We start from the raw sequence: 22378 nt of genomic DNA, 5'->3' as shown, positions 1-22378 counted from the left end.
AGCGGGTAATGAAACGTCCAGGGAAAAAAGCGGCGACCGATCGCAGCTTCGTCGTCGCACTCTCCCGCGGACTGGATGTGTTGCGCGCATTCCAACCCAATGACGGGCTTCTTGGCAATCAAGAACTCGCCGCCCGTACCAAATTGCCGAAGCCAACCATTTCCCGGCTGACCTACACCCTGACCAAACTCGGTTATCTTACACCCGTTCCGCGCTTCGAAAAGTATCAGCTCGCGCCATCAGCCATGGCGCTGGGGTATGCCGCCCTTGCCAATCTCGGCGTTCGGCATTTGTCCGAGCCTTATCGCGAAGCGCTGATGCGCGAGACCGGCGGTGCCGTAGCCGTCGGCGGACGCGACCGTCACAGCATGATCTATTTCGGCCAGAGCCGCACCGGGCTGCTCGGTGTGCAGCTTGACGTCGGCTCACGCGTTCCGATCGCGACCACCGCGATGGGACGGGCCTATCTCTGGGCCCTGCCCGATGACGAGCGTGCCTCCTTGTTGCGCGAACTGCGCGACCACTACGGCAATCGCTGGCCCAAAATGCGTGACGGCATCGAGCGCGCGGGCGAAATGCTCGCGCGTCACGGATTTACTATCTCTGCCGGCGAATGGCAGGACGATGTGCACGCCGTAGGTGTGCCGCTGAAGCTCAGTGACGGAACCGGACCGTATGCCTTCAATTGCGGCGCGCCTGCTTTCCGTTTCACGGAAGACCGTTTGATCAACGACATTGGACCTCGCCTTGTCACGATGGTAAGGAACATCGAAGCAGCGCTGGGCGGCGCAGCACCACAATCAAAAAAATCAGAGAACAAGAAGTTGAAAGCAGGAGGAAGAGTTGCACGTTTGGCCGAGGGGATCAGATAGCCTTCACCATGACCGGCAAAAACATTTGCGCGGTCATTCCCGCTCCATGATCAGGGCGGGCGGGACGCGATGACGCAGGCACAGCTCGCGCAGGGCAGTGCCCCCCTGCTCGCGGTCCGCGACGTCAGCGTCGTGTTCGGCGGCATCATCGCGCTCAACGGTGTGTCCTTTGACATGCACAAGGGAAACATCCTCGGGCTGATCGGGCCAAACGGCGCCGGCAAGACGACGCTGTTCAATTGCCTCTCAAGACTCTATCAGCCGTCTTCCGGCGACATCCTGATGGAAGGCGCGAGCATCCTGACGCGCCCGCCGCACCGGATCGCCGAGATCGGCATCGGGCGCACCTTCCAGAACGTCGCGCTGTTTCCCAATCTCTCGGTGCTCGACAACGTTCGCGTCGGCACCCACGCCCGCACCTCCAGCGACATCATCTCGGACTCGCTGAAGCTCGCCTGGGTTCGCCGCGGCGAGGCCGAGGTCAACAGGAAGGTTCACGAGATTCTGGACTACCTGGATCTCAATGACGTCGCCCATACCGTGGTCTCGGGCTTGCCGTTCGGCACGCAGAAGCGCGTCGAGCTGGCGCGCGCGCTGGCCGCCGATCCGAAGATCCTGCTGCTTGACGAACCCGCCGGCGGCCTCAACCACGAGGAAGTGTATGTGCTCGGCGATTTGATCCGTCGCATCCGCGACGAGCGCCACATGACCGTGCTGCTGGTCGAACACCACATGGGCCTGGTGATGTCGATCGCCGACCACGTCGTCGCACTCAACTTCGGCCGCAAGCTCGCCGAGGGAACGCCGGCCCAGGTCCAGGCCGACCCGGATGTCATCAAAGCCTATCTGGGGAGCAAGGACCAATGACCTCGATGCTCAACGTCAAGGACCTCCGCGCCTATTACGGCCAGGTCCAGGCACTTCACGGCCTCTCCTTCGCCCTCAACGAGGGCTCGCTGACTACCCTGCTAGGGGCCAACGGTGCCGGCAAGACCACCACCTTGCGCGCGATCTGCAACATGGTGCGCTCGACCGGAGCGATCGAGTTCGAGGGCAAGCCGCTCTCCGGCCAATCGACGGAAAACGTCGTTCGCCTCGGCATCGCCCATGTACCTCAGGGCCGCGGCACCTTCACCACCATGACGGTGGAGGAAAACCTGCAGCTTGGGGCCATCACCCGCAACGACAGGAAGAACATCGTCTCCGATATCGAGCGCATGTACGACCACTTCCCGGTGCTGAAGGAACGGCATACCCAGCAGGCCGGAACGCTATCCGGCGGCGAGCAGCAAATGCTCGCGGTCGCGCGCGCGCTGATGCTGCGTCCGCGGCTGATGCTGTTGGACGAGCCGTCGTTCGGTCTCGCCCCCTTGATCGTGCGCGACCTGTTCAAGATTCTCGGCAAGATCAACCGCGAGGACAAGGTCACGATCCTGGTGGTCGAGCAGAACGCGCAATTGGCGCTGGAACTCGCCGACCAGGCGTACGTGATCGAAACCGGACGGATTGTGATGTCGGGCAACGCCAAGGACATCGCGACCAACGAAGACGTCCGTAAATCCTATCTCGGCTACTGAGGAGCGCGGCCATGGAGCTATTTACCAACCAAGTCCTGGCCGGCATCGCCACGGGCGCGATCTATGCCTGTATGGCGCTCGCGGTCGTGATGATCTACCAGGCGATCGACCATCTGAATTTCGCTCAGGGCGAAATGGCGATGTTCTCGACGTTCATTTCCTGGCAACTCATGCAGTGGGGCATACCCTACTGGTGGGCGTTCCTGCTGACGCTGGTGATCTCCTTCGCCGGCGGCATCATCATCGAGCGGTTGCTGTTCAAGCCGCTCGCCAAGGCGCCGATCCTCACCAACGTCGCGGGCTTCATCGCGCTATATGGAATCATCAACTCGTTCGCCGGCCTGATCTGGGATTTTACCATCAAGCAATATCCGACGCCATTCGGATCATCACCATTCCTCGGCAGCCAGCTCATCTCGACCCACCAGGCCGGCATGATCGGGGTGACCGTTTTGTTGCTGATCGCCCTTTATCTCTTCTTCCAGTTCACGCGGATCGGGCTTGCGATGCGGGCGGCCGCCGCGCTGCCTGAATCGGCTCGCCTGGTCGGCATCAACACGTCCTGGATGATTGCGTTGGGCTGGGGCATGGCTTCCGCGATTGGAGCGATCGCCGGCATCCTGATCGCACCCGTCGTGTTCCTGGAGCCGAACATGATGTTAGGCGTGCTGCTCTATGGCTTCGCCGCGGCCGTGCTTGGCGGCTTGACCTCACCGCTCGGTGCTGTCGTCGGCGGGTTCCTGGTCGGCATCTTTGAAAATCTCGCCGGGACCTACATTCCCGGCGTCGGTAACGAGCTGAAACTGCCGATCGCGCTTGCGCTGATCATCACCGTATTGGTCTTCAAACCGGCTGGGCTGTTGGGCCGGCCCATCGTGAAGCGAGTTTGATCATGAGCGCTGCTGAAGAAGTCGTCGCAGAAGCCCCGGCCGTCGAGGCCGTTCCAAAGCGAGCCATGACGCTCGGCCTGGGGACCTCGCTCGTGGTACTCGCTGCGCTCGTGCTCGCGCCGCTGTTCGTCAAGAATTTCATCGTCTTTCAGTTGACCCAGTTGCTGTATTTAGGGCTCGCTGTGCTGGCGTTGAACATCCTGACCGGCGGAAGCGGCCAGTTCTCGCTCGGTCAAAGCGCGTTTTACGCCATCGGCGCCTACACCTCGGCGATCCTGATGGAATACGCCGGCATGAACTATGCGCTGACGCTGCCCATCGCGGCGCTGATATGCTTCGCCTTCGGCTTCCTGTTCGGGCAGCCGGCGCTGCGGCTTTCCGGCGTCTATCTCGCACTGGCGACGTTTGCGCTCGCCACCGCCATGCCGCAGTTGCTCAAGCTTGGATTTTTCGAGCATTGGACCGGTGGCGTGCAGGGACTGGTCGTGACCAAACCCGATGCGCCGTTCGGACTGCCGATAGGACAGGACAAGTGGCTATATTACTTCACGCTGGTGATCACGATCGGGATCTACGTCGCCTCGGTCAACCTGCTGCGGTCGCGCTCGGGTCGCGCCTTCATGGCGATCCGCGACAACGAGATCGCGGCTTCCGCCATGGGCATCAACGTCGCGCTGTATAAGACGCTGGCGTTCGGCGTCTCCGCCGCCATCACCGGCGTGGCCGGCGGCCTCGGGGCCATCGCCGTGCAGTTCGTGGCGCCGGATAGCTTCACCATCGTGCTCGCGATCCAGCTATTCCTCGGCATGGTCGTCGGCGGCGTCGGCTGGCTGCCGGGATCGATCGTCGGCTCCGCCTTTATCATCTTCGTGCCGAATATAGCGGAGAGCATCTCCAAGGGCCTCTCCGGCGCGGTGTTCGGCGTGCTCTTGTTTATTGTCATCTTCCTCGTGCCGCATGGCGCAAGGCAGGTCGCAATTGTCGCGCAGCAGATGCTCGGTAAATTGAAGAACTAACTTCACGCCACGGGATCTGTTCGGCGACATCATCAGCGGCGAACTCGGCCATTAACCAATATTCCGCCGGGCGGTAGTTTCCCGGAGCGTCCGACTAAATATCGCCCTCCGCGACGCCGTCGCGGGGGGCTTTTTGTTGCTGGACGCAGCCGAAAGGTATTCAATGAAGTCCAAGAGCCGCCAAGCGCTCCAATCAAAAACAATGACACAGTCACCGATCCCAGGGAGATCAAAAAATGTCCGCCATCAACTTGCGACTGGGAGCCTTTGCGGCCGCCCTCGCATTGCTTGCCGCGACCAGCAGCGGCGCATTTGCACAAAAGAAATACGACACCGGCGCCACCGACACCGAAATCAAAATCGGCAACATCATGCCCTACAGCGGACCAGCTTCCGCTTACGGCGTGATCGGAAAAACCGAAGAGGCCTATTTCAGGAAGATCAACGCCGAGGGCGGCATCAACGGCCGCAAGGTCAACTTCATCAGCTATGACGACGCCTACTCTCCGCCGAAGACGGTGGAGCAGGCGCGCAAGCTGGTCGAGAGCGACGAAGTGCTGCTCGTGTTCAATCCACTGGGCACGCCGCCGAACACGGCGATCCAGAAATACCTGAACACCAAGAAGGTACCGCAACTGTTCGTGGCCACCGGCGCCACCAAGTGGAATGATCCGAAGGAATTTCCGTGGACGATGGGCTGGCAGCCCAATTACCAGAGCGAGGGGCGCGTCTACGCGCAACACGTCCTCAAGGAGAAGCCGGACGGCAAGATCGCCGTTCTCTACCAGAACGACGACTACGGCAAAGACTACTTGAAAGGCTTCAAGGACGGCCTCGGCGCCAAGGCCACATCAATGATCATCATCGAGGAGAGCTACGAGGTAACGCAGCCGACCATCGACTCCAACATCGTCAAGCTGAAGTCGCTGAATGCCGACGTATTCTTCAACGTCACCACGCCGAAGTTCGCCGCCCAGGCGATCAAGAAGATGAACGAAATCGGCTGGAAGCCGCTGCACATCCTCAATAGCGTCTCCGCCTCGATCGGCAGCGTCATGAAGCCGGCCGGCTTTGAGAATTCGCAGGGCATCATCTCCTCGCAGTACCTCAAGGATCCGGCAGATGCGGAGTGGAAGAACGATGCGGGCATGAAGGCCTGGATTGAATTCCTGGACAAGTATTACCCTGAGGCTAATCGTGTGGACGCATTCGTGATGTATGGTTACACGGTGGCACAAACCCTGGAGCATGTGTTGAGGTCCAGCGGCGACAATCTCACACGCGAGAACGTCATGAAGCAGGCCGCGAGCATCAAGAACCTCGAGCTCGGAGGCCTGCTGCCGGGCATCAAGGTCAACACGTCGGCGACCGACTTTGCTCCAATCTCGCAAGTGCAACTGATAAGGTTCAAGGGCGACACTTGGGAACGCTTTGGCGAGATTCTCTCGGGCGACGTCGGCGGCTGAGCGCCGCTGCGAGCTCTGCTGACGATGCAGCCCCTGCGGCGTTTGCCGCAGGGGCTTTTTGTTTGTGAGGCTTCCGGCAAGATGCTAATCACGACGCTGTCAAAAGAGCCTCGTTAAGCGGCACGGCTGTTACATTAAGAAATGAAAAGGGAGAGACAGAAATGTCCACAATGAAAAAACTTGCGGTTGCTTCGACCGCGTTTGGATTGCTCGCTGCATCATCGAGCGGCGTTCTCGCGCAGAAGAAATATGATCCCGGCGCGAGCGACACCGAGATCAAGATCGGCAATATCATGCCCTACAGCGGACCGGCTTCCGCCTATGGCGTGATTGCCAAGACCGAGGAAGCCTATTTCAGGAAGATCAACGCGGAAGGCGGCATCAACGGGCGCAAGATCAACTTCATCAGTTATGACGACGCCTACTCTCCGCCGAAAACGGTGGAGCAGGCGCGCAAGCTGGTCGAAAGCGATGAAGTGCTGCTGGTCTTCAATCCGCTGGGCACCCCACCGAACACGGCGATCCAGAAGTACCTGAACAGCAAGAAGGTGCCGCAACTATTCGTCGCCACCGGGGCCACCAAATGGAACGATCCGAAGAGTTTCCCATGGACGATGGGCTGGCAGCCGAACTACCAGAGCGAAACGCAGATTTATGCCAAGTACATCCTGAAGAACAAGCCGGACGCCAAGATCGGGATTCTCTACCAAAACGACGATTACGGTAAGGACTATCTGAAGGGCTTCAAGGACGGGCTCGGCGCCAAGGGCGCATCGATGATCGTGCTGGAGGAAAGCTACGAAGTTTCCGCACCGACGATCGACTCCCACATCGTGAAGCTGAAGGCGAGTGGCGCCGACGTGTTCATCAACATCACCACGCCGAAATTCGCGGCGCAGGCGATCAAGAAGAATGCCGAGATCGGCTGGAAGCCGCTGCACTTTCTCAACAACGTCTCGGCCTCGATCGGCAGCGTGATGAAACCGGCCGGCTTCGAGAACGCGCAGGATATCATCTCGTCCAATTACCTTAAGGATACTTCCGATCCGGAGTGGAAGAACGACCCCGGCATGAAAGCTTTCGACGAATTTCTCGCCAAATACTACCCCGAGGCCAACAGGATCGATAGCTTTGTGATGTACGGCTACACGGTCGCGCAGGGCCTCGTACATGTGCTCAAAGCCAGCGGCGACAATCTCACCCGCGAGAACGTCATGAAGCAGGCAGCCAGCATCAAGAACCTCGAGATCGGCAGCTTGCTGCCGGGTATTCGGGTCAACACCAGCGCTACCGACTTTGCCCCCATTTCGGCGGTCCAGCTTCAGAAGTTCAAAGGTGAGACCTGGGAGCGCTTCGGCGAAGTGATTGATGCCGAGGTCGGCGGCTAATCGCAAAATGCTATCGACCGATTGTTAGCCAGCAACGCCCCCGCGGCCCGTCCGCGGGGGTTTTCTTTTGTAGCGATTGGAGGGATAACCAGACCTCCCGCCCCGTAACAGCCCCGTGCAGACCATGACCGACCGACGTTCCCTCTTGCGTGCGATCTTTGATGCGGCCGTTGCGGCCGCGCATCCCGACGTCGTGCTCTCGGCGCATCTGCGTCCCGCGCCCAAGGGCAAGGTGATCTGCCTCGCCGCAGGCAAGGGCGCTGCAGCGATGGCGGCCGCGGCCGAACGGCACTACCTCGATACGCTCGGCCTCGATCCGTCGCGGCTGACCGGCCTTGCCACCACGCGCCACGGCCACGGCGTGCCAACGCGGCGCATCAGGGTTGTCGAAGCCGGCCATCCGGTGCCCGACGAAGCCGGGCTGAAGGCCGCCGACGAGACGCTGCGTCTCGCCGCGGAGGCGACTGCGGACGACCTTTTGCTGGTGCTGTTGTCCGGTGGCGGCTCGGCAAACTGGATCGCACCCGCAGATGGCGTTTCGTTCGCACAGAAGCAGCAGGTAAACCGCGCGCTGCTGCGGTCGGGCGCTCCGATCGGCGAGATGAACGTCGTGCGCAAGCATCTGTCGCGGATCAAGGGCGGCCGGCTGGCCCGCGCCGGGCAGCGCGCCGCCGAGATCGTGACGCTTGCGATCTCCGACGTACCGCACGACGATCCGTCCGCGATTGCATCGGGACCGACGGTACCCGATTCTTCCACGCTGGCCGACGCCCGCGCCCTGGTCGCAAAGTATAATCTCACAGTCGACGATGCCGTCAGGCGCGCGCTCGACGATCCCAGGAACGAGAGCTGCAAGCCCGGCGATCCCGCCTTTGCCCGCGCGCAATTCGAGATGATCGCAAAACCGAAGGCTTCTCTCGACGCGGCGATCAAGGTCGCGAAGGACGCAGGGTATGAGGTTGTCGGCCTCGGCGCGGATCTCGAAGGCGAGGCGCGCGAGGTGGCAGCCGATCATGCGCGACTGGCGCTGAAAGCACAGAGCGAGGGCAAACGAACCGCGATCCTGTCGGGCGGCGAGCTCACGGTGACCGTGCGTGGCAATGGCCGCGGCGGTCCCAACCAGGAATATGCGCTGGCGCTGGCGGATCTTCTGAAGGATACGTCCGGCATTGTGGCACTGGCCGCAGACACCGACGGCGCCGACGGCGGCGCCGGTAGCGCGACCGACCCGGCCGGCGCCTTGATCGATCAGGCGACGTTCGCGAAGATGAAGTCGCTCGGCCTCGATCCTGCGGCCTATCTTGCCAACAATGATGCGACCGCGTTCTTTTCGGCCACCGACGATCTCCTGCTGATCGGCCCGACCCTCACCAACGTCAATGACGTCAGGGTGATCTTGGTGGACCCAGCGTAGATCTCCGGGCAGTCCCGGAACCTCGCACGTACCTTAGCGGCATTAACGCTTTGTTGAGCAGTTTGCGAAGAACCCGCGCGCGGTTTGCCTATCTCGAAGGTGCGATTCACCAGCCTGGCATCTAATGGCCGTTCTCCTGGAGGAGGAGAGCCGCCAGTGGCGGCTGGGGAACGCTCGATGACGGATCACATCCCGACAACCGCGCCGCGGTCAGCGCATTTGAGTGCGCGCCTCGAGGACGCGATCGACCATATGTCGCTCGGAATCGTCGTATTCGACGAGAAGCGCGAGGTCGTTTTCTGCAACCGCCGCTACAGGGAGATGTACGGGCTCTCGCCTGAACAGGTGAAGCCGGGAACACCGACCCAGGAACTGATCCGGCACCGGCTGAAACTCGGGCTGAAGGTGCAGGTCGCGGTCGATGATTATATCCGTGAGCGCGTCGGTCGCGACATCGCACTCGACACCACGGTGCAGGAGTTCACCGACGGCAGGATCGTCGCCTACACCGTCTACCCGATGCCGGACGGCGGCGGGATGGCGACCCACGAGGACATCACCGAGCGCGAAGCGCTCAATGCCCGGCTGAAGAAACAATACGAGCTCGGCAAGGAGCAGGAAGAAGCCCTGCGCGTCAGGAACTTCCAGTTCGACACCGCAATCAACAACATGTCGCAGGGGCTTTGCTTCTTCGATTCCGACCATCGCCTGATCGTCTGCAACGATCGCTTCGTGGAGATGTACGACATTGCGCCCGAGCGCGTCAGCCCCGGCATGTCGCTGGTCGAGATCGTCGACCTGCGCTTCGAAGCCGGCAGCTTCCCCGCCATGACGCGCGACGAATATCTGCAATGGCGCACCAACGTGGCTGTTTCCAATGAAGCGAAAGACAGCATCGTCGAACTGAAGAACGGGCGTACCTTCAAGATCCGCCACCGCCCGATGCCCGGCGGCGGCTGGGTCGCGACGCATGAGGACATCACCGAGCAGCGCCAGTCCGAGGTCAAGATCGAATACATGGCGCATCACGATGCGCTGACCGATCTTGCCAATCGGGTGTTGTTGAACGATCGGCTCGAACATGCGCTGGGCAGGGTTTCGGACGGGGAAATGGTGGCCGTCCATCACCTCGATCTCGATCAGTTCAAGGCCGTGAACGATACGTTCGGCCACCCCTGCGGCGACAAATTGCTCAGGAGCGTCGCCGAACGGTTGCGCCGGCTCGTTGGCGATTCCGACACGATCGCGCGGATGGGCGGCGATGAGTTCGTCATCGTGCAGGCCACGATCTCGGACCCCGCCGATGCCACTTCGCTGGCGCAGGGCGTCATCGATGCGTTGAGCGAGCCCTATGAAATCGACGGCCAGCAGGCCGTGATCGGCGTCAGCATCGGCATTTCGGTCGGTCCCGGCGACGGATCGAACCCCGACAAATTGCTGCGCAATGCCGATCTCGCACTCTACCGCGCCAAGAGCGACGGCCGCAGCACGTTCCGCTTCTTCGAGCCTGCGATGGACCTGCAGATGCAGACCCGCCGCATCCTGGAGCAGGATCTGCGCAAGGCGCTGCCGGCGGGCGAGTTCGAGTTGCATTACCAGCCGGTCGTCAACTTGGCGAGCAAGGAAATCAGCGGCTTCGAGGCGCTGATACGCTGGAATCATCCAACCAAGGGAATGATCTCGCCGGCGGCCTTCATCCCGCTGGCCGAAGAGATCGGCTTCATCGTGCCGATGGGCGAGTGGGTCATCAGGCAGGCTTGTGCCACCGCCGCGCTATGGCCCGACAACCTTCACGTCGCCGTCAATATTTCAGCGATCCAGTTTCGCAGTCCCGGCCTGATGCAGGTGATCGTCGGCGCGCTCGCCGCCTCCGGTCTCGCGCCGACGCGGCTGGAGATCGAAATCACCGAGAGCGTGTTGCTCCACAACAAGGAAGCGACGCTCGCGCTGCTGCATCAGTTGCGCGCGCTCGGAATCCGGATCGCCATGGACGATTTCGGCACCGGATATTCGTCGCTGACTTATTTGCAAAGCTTTCCGTTCGACAAGATCAAGATCGATCGCTCGTTCGTCAAGAACATCACCGAGAATTCGAGTTCGCTCAACATCGTGCGCGCGGTTGCCGCGCTCGCCAATGGAATGGGCATGACGGCGACCGCCGAGGGTGTCGAAACCGCGGAGCAACTCCACAGCATCGCATCCGAGGGATGCACGGAAATGCAAGGCTTCCTGTTCAGCAAGCCGCTTCCCGCCGCCGAGATCGAGCGGCAGTTTCTGTCGGGGCGGGGGCCGCGAGGGGCTCAAGGCCGCATCGTCGCGGCGTGATTGCACGGTTCGTCATTCCGGAGCGCGCGAAGCGCGAATCCGAAATGACGGTGTTAGTCCCTCAAAACTCCGCCGCGATCTTCGACAGCATTTCGAGCAGCGCGACGCGGTTGGCGGGACCCAGCAACTCGTTGAGACGCGCCTCGTGCTTGCTGGCAACGAGCTTTTTGGCGCGCGCCAGCACCGCCCTTCCCTTGTCCGTCAGAACCAGGATGTGCGAGCGACGGTCGTTGGTCGAGCGCATCCGGGCGCAGAGGCCGCGGCTCTCCAGCGCATCCAGCATCGAGACGAAATTCGGCCTGAGGATGCCGAGCGTGTTGGCGATTTCGGTCTGGTTGCGCCCGGGATTGCGATCGAGCAACAATAGCACCGAGAATTGCGCCGGCGTCAGTTGCAGCGGCGCGACGCAGCGCAGGAAATCCTCGAATACCTTGAGCTGCGCGCGCTTGAGCGAATAGCCGAGCAGGTCGGCCAGTTCGCCCAGTTGCAGCCCGGCATTCTCCGCGGCGCCATCGGCGATTTCCTTGCCGTTGCCGCGCGACGACTTGACGACATCGGTCGCTGCCTTGGAAACTGTCATGGCGTGAGGCTCGCCCCCGAAAAAGGCTCGGCCGGTGACCGGGCCTTGATGTTATATTTGATAATTGTTATTGGATATATCAAATATCGGCACCTTTCAACTGCCGAGATGTGGGACGGCCGGCGGACCGTGCGAGGTCAGGACCGGCGACGCTTTTAGGGGGAGCGCCAGTCTTGAATACGACGATCATGCTGTTCCTGCTGCAGGACGGCATCACCAATGGCGCGATCTATGCGCTGCTCGGGCTTGCGCTGGTGCTGGTGTTTGCCGTCACCCGCGTCATCCTGATTCCGCAGGGCGAATTCGTGACCTTCGGCGCGCTGAGCTACGCCATGCTGGCAACCGGTCAGGTGCCGGGCACCGCAAAGCTGGCGATGGCCATGGGCGTGGTCGCCTTCGGCCTCGACCTGTTTGAGGCGCGGCGATCGCTACGGCCCAAGCGGGTCGCGCGCGCCTTTGCCCTCAATATCGCTCTCCCCGCCGCGATCCTGGCCCTGACCTACGGCCTTGCCGGTCCCAAGACCCCGATTGCGGTCAACATCGCGCTGTCGCTTTTGATCGTCGCGGCGATCGGGCTGTTCCTCTACCGCATCGCGTTTCAACCGATCGCCCATACCTCGGTGCTGGTGCTGCTCATCGCCTCCGTCGGCTGTCATCTGGCGCTGCAAGGCCTGGGCCTCGTGTTCTTCGGTGCCGAGGGCCTGCGCGGGCCGGCGCTGTCGAATGCCGCGCTGACGATCGGCCCACTGCGCTTCACCGGCCAGAGCCTTGCGGTGTACGGTCTAACCGTCGCCTTCATCGCCGCGCTCTGGCTGTTCTTCGGCTTCACGCTGATGGGCAAGGCGTTGCGCGCTACCGCCGTCAACCGCCTCGGCGCCCGCCTCGTCGGCATCCGCACCACGCTATCGGGGCAGATTGCTTTCCTGCTGGCATCCCTGATCGGCGCGATTTCCGGGATCCTGATCGTGCCAATCACCACGCTCTATTACGACACCGGCTTCCTGATCGGCCTGAAAGGTTTTATTGCCGCGATCATCGGCGGGCTCGTCAGCTATCCGCTTACGGCCGTCGCAGCCTTGCTGGTCGGCAGCGTCGAGGCATTCTCATCGTTCTACGCCAGCAATTTCAAGGAGGTCATCGTCTTTACGCTGATCCTTCCCGTGCTGGTGCTGCGTTCGCTTGCAGCGCCCGCGGTCGAGGAAGAGAAGGATTGACGACGATGAACCAGCGCACCCCTCTCATCATCTTCGCGCTCGTGATGGCAACGATCCCGTTTATTCCGGGCATCCCGCCATTCTGGATCGTGCTGCTCAACAATATCGGCCTCGCCGCACTGGTGGCGATGGGCCTCGTGCTCTTGACCGGCGTCGGCGGCCTCACCTCGTTCGGCCAAGCCGCCTTCTGCGGTTTCGGCGCCTACACCACGGCGGTATTGACCACGGCCTATGGTGTCTCGCCATGGCTGACGCTGCCTCTCTCGCTGGTGGTCAGCGGCATCGCCGCGGTCCTGCTCGGCATCGTCACGGTACGGCTGTCCGGCCATTATCTGCCGCTCGGCACCATCGCCTGGGGCATCGGCCTATTTTACCTGTTCAGCAAGCTGGAATTCCTCGGCCGCAATGACGGCATCTCCGGCATCCCGCCGCTCTCGATCGGCAATTTCCGGATGCTCGATCCCGGCACGATCTATTTCGCGATCTGGATCGCGGTGCTGGTCTCGGCGCTCCTCACCATCAACCTCCTGGACTCCCGCACCGGCCGCGCGATCCGCGCGCTGCGGCGCGGGCATATCGCCGGCGAAGCGTTCGGCGTGCAGACGCCGCGCGCCAAGCTTCTGGTATTCATCTATGCGGCGGTGCTCGCGGGCTTGTCCGGCTGGCTCTATGCGCATTTCCAGCGCGCCGCCAATCCGACGCCGTTCGGCGCGCAGGCCGGCATCGAATATCTGTTCATCGCCGTGGTCGGCGGCGCCGGCTATGTCTGGGGCGCGGTGCTCGGCGCCGGCATCGTCGTGATCCTCAAGGAGATCCTGCAAAGCTATCTGCCCTATATCTTCGGCGGCCAGAGCCAGCTCGAGACCATCGTGTTCGGCATCCTGCTGGTCGTTCTGCTGCAGCTCGCGCCGACCGGCGTCTGGCCCTGGCTGATGTCGCGACTGCCGATCCAACCGGGCCGCAGGATGCCCGATGCGTCGCTTCCGCTTGCCACGCCCGTGCGCGCACAGGCTTCGTCCGCCGTCCTGCTGCAGATCGAGAAGGCGCGCAAGCAGTTCGGCGGCGTGATTGCCGTCAACGACGTCTCCTTCGACGTCCAGGCCCGCGAGATCGTCGCCCTGATCGGCCCCAACGGCGCCGGCAAGAGCACGACCTTCAACTTGATCACGGGCGTGCTGACGACCACCGGCGGCACCATCTCGGTGCTCGGCAACAAGGTCGACAACGCTCCGCCGCAGGAGGTTGTAAAACTCGGCGTCGCGCGCACCTTCCAGCATGTCAAGCTGGTCCCTGACATGACCGTGCTGGAGAACGTCGCGATCGGTGCGCATTTGCGGGGGTCTGCGGGAGCGATCTCCAGCATGCTCCGGCTCGACCGGGCCGACGAGGCGAAATTGCTGGCGGAAGCCGCCCGCCAGATCGAGCGCGTCGGCTTGGGCGACCAGATCGACCAGTTGGCGGGAAGCCTGTCGCTCGGCCAGCAGCGCATTGTCGAGATTGCACGCGCGCTGTGCGTCGATCCATTGCTGCTGCTGCTCGACGAGCCGGCCGCGGGACTGCGCCATATGGAAAAGCAGCGGCTCGCTGCCCTGCTCCGTCACCTGCGCGACGGCGGCATGTCAGTGCTGCTGGTCGAGCACGACATGGGTTTTGTGATGGATCTCGCCGACCGCGTCGTGGTGCTGGATTTCGGCACCAAGATCGCCGAGGGCACGCCGGATGCGATCAAGACCAATCCCGATGTGATCAAGGCCTATCTCGGAGCTACCGCATGAGTGCGCTGTTATCGGTCTCCGACGCCCACGTTTCCTACGGCAAGGTCGAAGCCGTGCGCTCGGTTTCGCTCGACGTCGCCGACGATGAGATCGTCACCATCATCGGCGCCAACGGCGCCGGCAAGACCACGCTGCTGAATGCCATCATGGGCGTGCTGCCGCTCAAGGGCGCCACCGCCTTCGCCGGCACCGACATGACCCCGCTCGACATCGAGGATCGCGTCGCGGCGGGCCTCTGTCTCGTGCCGGAGCACCGCGAATTGTTCGGCACCATGAACGTCGAGGACAATCTGCAGCTCGGTGCCTTCCGGATTCCGAAGGCAACCGCGGCAAGGTCGTTCGAGCGGGTCTACACGCTGTTTCCGCGGCTCAAGGAGCGGCGCAAGCAATTGGCCGGCACGCTCTCCGGCGGCGAGCAGCAGATGCTGGCGATGGGTCGCGCCCTGATGGGCGCGCCAAAACTGTTGATGCTCGACGAACCGAGCCTTGGTCTCGCGCCGATCATCGTGGCCGACATCTTCCGCACCATCGGTGAGTTGCGGGCGGCCGGGGTCTCGGTGCTGCTGGTCGAACAGAATGCGCAAGCGGCGCTTAAAATCGCCGACCGCGCCTACGTCATGGAACTCGGCGAATTCATCCTGTCCGGATCGGCCAAGGATATCGCCAGCAACCAGCGCGTAGCGGCGAGCTATCTCGGCTTCCAGCACGAGGGCGTAAGCGGGATTTAGGGACTAGATGGGCGCGCTTCCGCGCAGCCCATCTAGCCTGTCAGACCTCATCTATGAGGGTCACGATCTCACTTCGCCGGGACGTACTTGCCGTCCTTCACGGTCAGGATGATGCGCGAGCGGTCGTCGAGGCCGTAGCGATCCTTTTCGGTGAAGTTGTAGACGCCCTGGCTTGCCGCGATTTCCTTCTCCGAGATCAGCGCCAGACGGATCGCCTCGCGGAATTCCGGCGTGCCCGGCTTGGCCTTCTTCAGCGCCACCGGTATCACGCGCTTGAGCACCTCAAAGGCGTCGTAGGAATGGCCGGCGAACTGGCTGCGGCTGTTGGCACCATACTTGGCTTCGTAGGCGGTGTTGAGCGCGAGACCCGGCTTCTTGGTCAGCGCGCTGTCGGGCTGGGACTCCGGCGACATCACCGGACCGGAAGCCATGATCACGCCTTCCGCCGCGGGGCCCGCGATGCGGATGAAGTCCATGCTGGCGGCGCCGTGGGTCTGGTAGATCAGGCCCTTGTAGCCGCGCTCGCGCAGCGTGGTCTGCGGCAACGCCGCTGCGGTGCCGGAAGCGCCGATGAGAACGGCGTCGGGATTGGCGGCGACCAGCTTCAGCACCTGGCCGGCGACCGACGTATCCGGACGGGCAAAGCGCTCTTCGGTCGCCATGGTCAGGCCCATGGGCACGGCCTGGGTCTTGAAGTCGTTGACCCAGAGATCACCGTAGGAATCGGAGTAGCCGATGTAGCCCACGGTCTTGATGCCGTGCGCCTTCATGTGCTCGTACAGCACCTTGCCCATGATCGGGATCGGCTGCGGCATCGCGACCGACCACTTCATGCGCGCCTCGTTGATCGGGAGCGGCGCCAGGCCGAAATGCGGAATCCCCGCCTCGTTCGCAACCGTGGAAACCGCAACCGTTGGAGGTGTCGTCGAGGAGCCCATGATGATGTCGGCCTTCGACTCGGTGACGAAGCGCCGTGCATTGGTGGTAGCTGTGGTCGGATCGCCGCCGTCATCGAGCACGATGATCTTGATCGGCACGCCGCCGATTTCCTTCGGCACGAAATCGAGCGAGTTGCGTTCGGGAATGCCCAGCGCCGCCGCGGGCCCGGTCGTGGTGACGGTGATGCCGATCGTGATTTCATTGGTCTGTGCAATGACCGGCGCCCCCGGCAGGGCGAGGGCCGTGATGACGGCCGCCGCGGACAGAAAAGCCTTCTTCATTCATTCCTCCCTTGGATTATTATCTGCAGTCTTAAGCAAAACCGGGCCCTTAATTCAGCCCCTTCTTTAGGTCATGCCGGATAGTAAGTCAGCCCCGCATGAAACGCTCGATGATCTCCGGCGGCATCGGCGCCGATTTCAGCTTCGCGGGATCGTCCGGGTGCTTGCCGACCAGCACGCGGGTTTCGAACGCCTCGATCGCCAATGCCTCGCCCTTGAACACGTTGTGGACCACTTCGAAGCTGGAGCGCTTGAAGCTCTCGATCCGGCTTTCGATCCGGATCCAGTCGCCATGGGTGGACGGGATATGAAATTTGGCCCTCGTGTCGACCATGGGAATGCCGACGAGGCCGTATTTGTGGATGAGATCCTGTTTCGAAAAGCCGGCGGCTTCGAACATGATCGAGGTGGAATCGTCGAACATCGCGAAATAACGCGGATAGTAAACGATGTTGGCGGGGTCGCAATCGCCCCACTGGATCTGCACGTCGCGCCGGTTGACGAACATGGGATGAAATACCCTAGCGCGGCGCCATGCGAAGCGCGGCATCGAGCCGCACTACTTCGCCGTTCAGATAAGGGTTGTCGATCATGTGCAGCGCGAGCGAGGCAAACTCGTCGGCCTGGCCGAGGCGGCGCGGGAACGGGATCGAGGCGGCAAGCGAATCCTGCGCTTCCTGCGGCAGGTTGGCGAGCAGCGGCGTGAGGAACAGGCCCGGCGCGATGGTCAGCACGCGAATCCCGAACTGCGCCAGTTCGCGCGCGATCGGCAGCGTCATGGCGACGATGCCGCCCTTGGAAGCCGAATAAGCCGACTGACCGATCTGGCCGTCATAGGCCGCGACCGAGGCGGTCGAGATCACCACGCCGCGCTCGCCGGTCGCAAGCGGCTCGAGCTTCGACATCGGAGCGGTCGCCAACCGCAGCATGTTGAACGAGCCGATCAGGTTGACCTTGATCACCTTGTCGAAATCGCCGAGCGCCATCGGGCCGTCCTTGCCGATCACGCGCTTGGCGACGCCGATGCCGGCGCAGTTCACCAGCACGCGCGCCGGACCATGGGCAGCCGCCGCCTTCGTGATCGCGGCTTCCGCGGAGGCGGCATCGGAAACGTCGCAGATCACGGCGACGCCGCCGATCTCGGCCGCGACGGCCTCTGCCAGGCTGGCGTTGAGATCGCAGACTGCGACCTTGGCGCCCTGCGCCGCGAGGCGGCGCGCGGTCGCCGCGCCCAATCCCGATGCGCCGCCGGTGACGATGGCGGCCTGGTCCTTCAACTGCATGGTGCTCTCCCTGACAAGCTTTGCACGAATTCGGTTACAGCGTGATCACCTGCGCTGGTGGCGCGGGCGAATAGATCTCCTCGATCAACGCACTGCGGTTCTCCAGAACCGCGCGCTGGTTGATCGAACCCTTGTCGGTGACCTCGCCGCGATCGATCGACAGCGGCGTATCGAGCAGCACCGCGCGCGTGATCCTGGTCGATGAACCCGTTGCGCCCGCGACGAGCTTCTCAAAGCGTTCGCGGAAGGCCGCGACGATCAGCGTATCGGACGCCGCAGCAGCGAGGTCGTCTTGCGGAAGCGTCGGATTGATCAGGCGGCACCCGTCGAGGTCGAGCACCACCAGCGCCGATATTTCGTCGCGGTTAATGCCGGCAATGACGACGTCTCGCACCAGCGGCGCGCAGCCCGCGACGAAGCGCGCCCGTAACGGGCCGACGCTGACCCAAGTGCCGCTGGCAAGCTTGAAGTCCTCACCGATGCGGCCGTCGAAATCGAAGCCGGCGTCGAAATCATCTGCAACGGCCGGCTTGAGCGCATCGCCCATCTTGTAGAAGCCTTCCTCATCGAAAGACTTCGCCGTCATATCGGGCTGACGCCAATAGCCGGGCATCACGTTCGGCCCCTTGACGCGAACCTCCAGCTTGCCATTATTGGGCACGAGTTTCGCATCATTGCCCAAAACCGGCAGCCCAACATGGCCGGAGCGGCTGGTCACCGGATTGACCGACATGAAGAACGGCGCAGTCTCGGTGGCACCAAGCCCGGTCAGCATCGGCACGCGATAGCCGGTTTCCTGGACCGACAATTCGTCGAGGCTGTTCCAGACGAAGGCCGACAGCGCCGCGCCCGAAAAGAACATCGCATGCAGCCGCGCAAAGAACTTTTTGCGCAAGGCCGCATCGTCGCGCAGATAGGGCAACAGCGATTCATAGCCCTTGGGCACGTTGAAATAGACCGTCGGCGAAATCTCCCGGAGATTGCGCACGGTCTCCTCGATGCCGCCGGGCATCGGCTTGCCCTCGTCGAGATACATCGAGCCGCCATTATAGAGCGTCAGCCCGATATTGTGATTGCCGCCGAAGGTGTGATTCCACGGCAGCCAATCGACGATGACCGGCGGCTCGTCCTTCAGGAACGCCAGCGTCTCGCGCAGCATCACCTGATTGGCGCAGATCATGCGTTGCGTGTTGATCACGGCCTTCGGGTTGCCGGTCGAGCCCGACGTCAGCAGGAACTTTGCGATCGTGTCCGGGCCGATCGCCTCGTGCGCCGCGTCGAGCCGCGGATGCAGTGGCGTCGCCATCAGATCTGCAAGCGTCGTGACATCGCGGCCGGGCACCGCACCGCGCGAGGCGGCGATCTCGGTCCCGAACAACACATTGGCGGCGAGCGCATCGGCGAATTTCGTCGCGTCGTCGACGAACACGAGGCCGGGAGTCAACAGCTTCATCAGATAGCTGAGCTTGCCGTAGTCGCGCGATACCAGCGAATAGGCCGGCGATACCGGACAGAAGGGAATGCCGGCATAGAGCGCGCCGAACGCTATGAGCGCATGATCGACCGAGTTGCCGGACAGGATGACGACTGGCCTTTCTGCCGAAAGGCCGCGCGCCAGCAGCGCAGACGCGATATGCCGCGACGACGTCAACAGCTCCGCATAGGTGATCTGCCGCCAGCCGCGTGCCGCGTTGCGCTCCGCCATGAAGACCCGATCAGGCGCCGCTGCGGCCCAATGATGCAGCCGATCGGTGATGCGCACCGGATAGTCGCGCAACTGCGCTTTCGGGCGCAGATAGATGGTGCCGTCGTCGCGGCGCTCGACATGCACCGCGGGCGTGCCGAACGAGATCGGGCGCAGCGGATGACCGGCGCGCGCGGCTGAATCGGTCGAGGCGGACATGCTGGGCTTGGCGCTCATGTCAGGTCGGCTTCACCTTTGCGGTCTTGTGGTCGAGAAACGCACGAATGCGGCGCTTGGCCTCTTTGTCGCTTTGCGCCACGGTTGCCATCAGGGATTCCATCAGCAGACCAGTTTGCGGGTTGGCCTCCGCGATCATCGGCAGCGCCTGCAGCACCGCAAAATTGGTCAGCGGCGCGTTCGCCGCCACGCGTTCCGCCAGTTCCAGCGCCTTCGGCAGTGCGCCGCCGGCCTCGGTGAGGTATTGCGAGAAGCCGTAGGCCGAGCCTTCGGTCGCCGAATAGACCCGCCCCGTGAGCATCATGTCGATCATCCGCGCCACCCCGATCAGCCGCGGCAGCCGCACCGATCCGCCGCCGCCGACGAAGATGCCGCGCTGGCCCTCGGGCAGCGCGAAATAGGCCGATGGTTCGGCGACGCGGATATGCGCGGCGCAGGCCAGCTCCAGCCCGCCGCCGATCACCGCGCCCCTCAGCGCCGCGATTACGGGGACCCGGCTATACTGGATGCGATCGAACACCCGGTGCCACATCTGCGAATGGCGCAGGCCCTCAGTGGCGTCGTGCTCGGTCAGTTCGGACAGGTCAAGGCCGGAAGAAAAATGGTCGCCGACGCCATGGATGACCACCGCGCCTGTGCCATCGGGGAGATTGGAGAAGCAATCCTGGATCGCGAGGACGATGCCGTCGTTCAGTGCATTGCGCTTGGCCGGACGGTTGAGGCCCACGGTCAGCACCGCGCCCTTCTGCTCGATCTTGAGCAGGTCGGATTGACCCGCGGTGGCGGTGGAAGCGTTTCCCATGGGGTTATATTGTTTCCTCTCGAGAATAGTTATGTTTTATAACGATTTTGGCACGAGTCAATATGGCGTTTGCTTACCCTCCCCTGGAGGGGGAGGGTAAGAAACCCCGCTCACAGCACCTGATGCACGTCGATGACGACGCGGTCGGCGTGGCGGGCGGCGGAGGCAATGAAGAGGTTTTGCATTAGCCAGCGATATTTCTCTGCACCCGTCTCGAATTTCGGCACGGTGCGGAAATAGATCAGCTTTGGATCGACCGGCTCGCCGCGCTTGAGCTTCTGCAGGAGTTCGACCGGACCGAAGCGCAGGCCCTTGTTCTCGACATAGACCACCGCACCGTCGTCGGTCTCGAAGGCGTATTTGGCTTCCAGCTCGATCAATTCGTTCGGGCGGATGATCTGGAAGTCCGCCCCGAAGGAAAGCACCTTGCCGTTGATCCTCTCCCCCTTCACCTCGCCGCCGATGATCGGAATGATCCGGCGCACGCCGGTGCCGATCTCGCCGACCGAGGTCACCTCGCCGATCCGGGCCGTGATGGTGAAGACGTATCTGGTCTCAAGCTGCGGGCTCATCGGCGCCACCCATGCTCTATCCGGCCATGCGCTGCGGCAGCCACAGTGCCAGTAGTGGAAATGCGATCAGAATCACCAGCCGGATCAAGTCCGTCACCACGAAAGGCATCACGCCACGGAAGATCGTGGAGAACGACACGTCCTTGACGACGCTCTTGATGACAAAGACATTCATGCCGATCGGCGGAGAGATGAGGCCAAGTTCTACCGTCATCACGATGATGACGCCGAACCAGATCGGATCAAAACCGAGGTGCACGATCACTGGAAAGATGATCGGCACCGTCAGGATGATCATGGCCATGGCATCCATCAGGCAGCCCAGCACCAAATACATCACCATGATCAGCGCCAGGATGCCGTAGGGACCGAGCCCGAGGCCGGTGAGCAGTTCCGTCACCTTCTGCGGAGTCTGCGTCACCGTCAGGAAATAACCGAAGATCAGCGCGCCAATCAGCACCGTGAACACCGCGGCTGCGGTGCGGGTCGCCTGCAGTAACGAGCCCAGGATCTTTTGCTTGTCCAGCCTTCCCGTCACTATGCCAATCAGGAACGCACCGGTGGCGCCGACGCCGCCTGCCTCCGTCGGCGTAAAGCGCGGCAGAAATGGCAGGCCGTACAGCCCACCGATCACGAAGATGAACAGCAGCACCGGCGCCCAGATGTTCTTCAGGCCGGCCAAGCGATCGCGCCATTTGGTTCGCGGACCCGCCGGCAGGAAGTCCGGCCGGAACCAGCCGATCAGCGAAATCGTAAGCATGTACATGGCAATGGCGAGCAGGCCGGGGATGATGCCGGCGATGAACAGCTTGCCGATATCCTGTTCGGTAATGATGCCGTAGACGGCGAGCACCGTCGATGGCGGTAACATGGCGCCCAACGTGCCGCCGGCCGCGATCACGCCGGTGGCAAAGGATTGCGGATAGCCATAGCGCCGCATTTCCGGATAGGCGACGGCCGAGAACGTCGCGGCAGTCGCCACCGACGAGCCGCAGATCGCGGCAAAACCGCCGCAGGCCCCGACGGTAGCAATGCCAAGCCCGCCGCGCAGATGGCCGACAAAGCCGTTGGCGGCGCGGAACAGTTCGCGGCTCATGCCGGAATTGCTGACGAATGCTCCCATCAAGAGGAACATCGGAATCACGCCGAAGGTGTAGTCGGTCACCGTGCGCATCGAGGTCTGGCCGACCATCTTGAGCGCCGGCGTGAAGCCGACCAGATAACCGAAGCCACAGACGCCGACGAGGCCCATCGCCATGCCGACCGGCACGCGCAGCAGCATCAGCACGAAGAGCGCGACAAATCCCAGAACCGCGACGGTATCGGTGTTCATCC

General features: G+C 62.5%; 20 protein-coding genes. 12 read left to right on the top strand and 8 right to left on the bottom strand.

Annotated features, from left to right (window positions below; all coding sequences use genetic code 11):
• Positions 1-8 precede the first annotated feature (8 nt).
• From V1278_RS06370 to V1278_RS06330, 9 genes are all read left to right on the top strand, one after another.
• Positions 9-872 (top strand): IclR family transcriptional regulator, encoded by an 864-nt coding sequence (locus V1278_RS06370; protein WP_057841096.1) that lies wholly within the window; start codon positions 9-11, stop codon positions 870-872.
• A gap of 69 nt (positions 873-941) precedes the next feature.
• A complete protein-coding gene (locus tag V1278_RS06365; RefSeq protein ID WP_334380056.1) occupies positions 942-1739 on the top strand; it encodes an ABC transporter ATP-binding protein in 798 nt (265 codons plus the stop codon).
• Positions 1736-2449 (top strand): ABC transporter ATP-binding protein, encoded by a 714-nt coding sequence (locus tag V1278_RS06360; RefSeq protein ID WP_334365240.1) that lies wholly within the window; start codon positions 1736-1738, stop codon positions 2447-2449. The genes V1278_RS06365 and V1278_RS06360 overlap by 4 nt, the downstream gene beginning before the upstream one ends.
• A gap of 11 nt (positions 2450-2460) precedes the next feature.
• Complete coding sequence (locus V1278_RS06355) at positions 2461-3339, top strand: branched-chain amino acid ABC transporter permease (protein ID WP_334365242.1); 879 nt, start codon at positions 2461-2463, stop codon at positions 3337-3339.
• A gap of 2 nt (positions 3340-3341) precedes the next feature.
• Complete coding sequence (locus tag V1278_RS06350; RefSeq protein ID WP_334365243.1) at positions 3342-4355, top strand: branched-chain amino acid ABC transporter permease; 1014 nt, start codon at positions 3342-3344, stop codon at positions 4353-4355.
• 236 nt (positions 4356-4591) lie between these two features.
• Entirely contained in the window at positions 4592-5821 is a 1230-nt protein-coding gene (locus tag V1278_RS06345) for an ABC transporter substrate-binding protein (protein WP_334380055.1), read from the top strand.
• A gap of 161 nt (positions 5822-5982) precedes the next feature.
• Positions 5983-7209: an ABC transporter substrate-binding protein gene (locus V1278_RS06340; protein WP_334365245.1), complete on the top strand. Its 1227-nt coding sequence runs from the start codon at positions 5983-5985 to the stop codon at positions 7207-7209.
• A gap of 124 nt (positions 7210-7333) precedes the next feature.
• Positions 7334-8623 carry a glycerate kinase type-2 family protein gene (locus tag V1278_RS06335; RefSeq protein WP_334380054.1) on the top strand — a complete coding sequence of 430 codons (1290 nt, stop codon included), beginning with the start codon at positions 7334-7336 and terminating at the stop codon, positions 8621-8623.
• Between the two features lie 177 nt (positions 8624-8800).
• Positions 8801-10948, top strand: coding sequence for an EAL domain-containing protein (locus V1278_RS06330; protein WP_334380053.1), 2148 nt, complete (start codon positions 8801-8803; stop codon positions 10946-10948).
• Positions 10949-11009: 61 nt separating this feature from the next.
• Here V1278_RS06330 and V1278_RS06325 read toward each other — a convergent pair whose 3' ends face one another.
• Entirely contained in the window at positions 11010-11528 is a 519-nt protein-coding gene (locus V1278_RS06325) for a MarR family winged helix-turn-helix transcriptional regulator (protein ID WP_334365247.1), read from the bottom strand.
• Between the two features lie 173 nt (positions 11529-11701).
• On the opposite strand from V1278_RS06325, the gene V1278_RS06320 reads away from it, so the two are divergent.
• Genes V1278_RS06320 through V1278_RS06310 form a run of 3 tightly spaced genes read left to right on the top strand, consistent with a single transcriptional unit; the run spans position 11702 to position 15245 of the window.
• Positions 11702-12742 carry a branched-chain amino acid ABC transporter permease gene (locus V1278_RS06320; RefSeq protein WP_334380052.1) on the top strand — a complete coding sequence of 347 codons (1041 nt, stop codon included), beginning with the start codon at positions 11702-11704 and terminating at the stop codon, positions 12740-12742.
• Positions 12743-12747: 5 nt separating this feature from the next.
• Entirely contained in the window at positions 12748-14517 is a 1770-nt protein-coding gene (locus tag V1278_RS06315) for a branched-chain amino acid ABC transporter ATP-binding protein/permease (RefSeq protein ID WP_334380051.1), read from the top strand.
• The gene (locus V1278_RS06310; RefSeq protein ID WP_334365251.1) at positions 14514-15245 is read left to right on the top strand and encodes an ABC transporter ATP-binding protein; all 732 of its coding nucleotides are present in this window, start codon (positions 14514-14516) and stop codon (positions 15243-15245) included. Before V1278_RS06315 ends, V1278_RS06310 begins: the two co-directional genes overlap by 4 nt.
• A 68-nt stretch (positions 15246-15313) precedes the next feature.
• Here V1278_RS06310 and V1278_RS06305 read toward each other — a convergent pair whose 3' ends face one another.
• The 7 genes from V1278_RS06305 to V1278_RS06275 all read right to left on the bottom strand — a co-directional run bounded on the left by V1278_RS06305 (position 15314) and on the right by V1278_RS06275 (position 22376).
• Positions 15314-16465, bottom strand: a complete 1152-nt coding sequence (locus V1278_RS06305; RefSeq protein WP_334380050.1) for an ABC transporter substrate-binding protein — start codon at positions 16463-16465, stop codon at positions 15314-15316.
• 88 nt (positions 16466-16553) lie between these two features.
• A complete protein-coding gene (locus tag V1278_RS06300; RefSeq protein WP_334372532.1) occupies positions 16554-16973 on the bottom strand; it encodes an acyl-CoA thioesterase in 420 nt (139 codons plus the stop codon).
• A gap of 13 nt (positions 16974-16986) precedes the next feature.
• Complete coding sequence (locus V1278_RS06295; RefSeq protein ID WP_334380049.1) at positions 16987-17748, bottom strand: SDR family NAD(P)-dependent oxidoreductase; 762 nt, start codon at positions 17746-17748, stop codon at positions 16987-16989.
• 34 nt (positions 17749-17782) lie between these two features.
• On the bottom strand, positions 17783-19669 hold the full coding sequence (locus tag V1278_RS06290) for a feruloyl-CoA synthase (protein WP_334380048.1): 1887 nt from the start codon (positions 19667-19669) through the stop codon (positions 17783-17785).
• A 1-nt stretch (position 19670) separates the two neighbouring features.
• Entirely contained in the window at positions 19671-20471 is an 801-nt protein-coding gene (locus tag V1278_RS06285) for a crotonase/enoyl-CoA hydratase family protein (protein WP_334380047.1), read from the bottom strand.
• A 110-nt stretch (positions 20472-20581) separates the two neighbouring features.
• The gene (locus V1278_RS06280) at positions 20582-21043 is read right to left on the bottom strand and encodes a DUF3237 domain-containing protein (RefSeq protein WP_334380046.1); all 462 of its coding nucleotides are present in this window, start codon (positions 21041-21043) and stop codon (positions 20582-20584) included.
• A 16-nt stretch (positions 21044-21059) separates the two neighbouring features.
• Entirely contained in the window at positions 21060-22376 is a 1317-nt protein-coding gene (locus V1278_RS06275; RefSeq protein ID WP_334380045.1) for a TRAP transporter large permease, read from the bottom strand.
• Positions 22377-22378 lie beyond the last annotated feature (2 nt).

Source organism: Bradyrhizobium sp. AZCC 1577 (genome assembly GCF_036924575.1).
GTDB lineage: Bacteria > Pseudomonadota > Alphaproteobacteria > Rhizobiales > Xanthobacteraceae > Bradyrhizobium.
The sequence above is the reverse complement of the archived record's forward strand: the minus strand, read 5'-3'. Positions and strand labels throughout refer to the sequence as shown.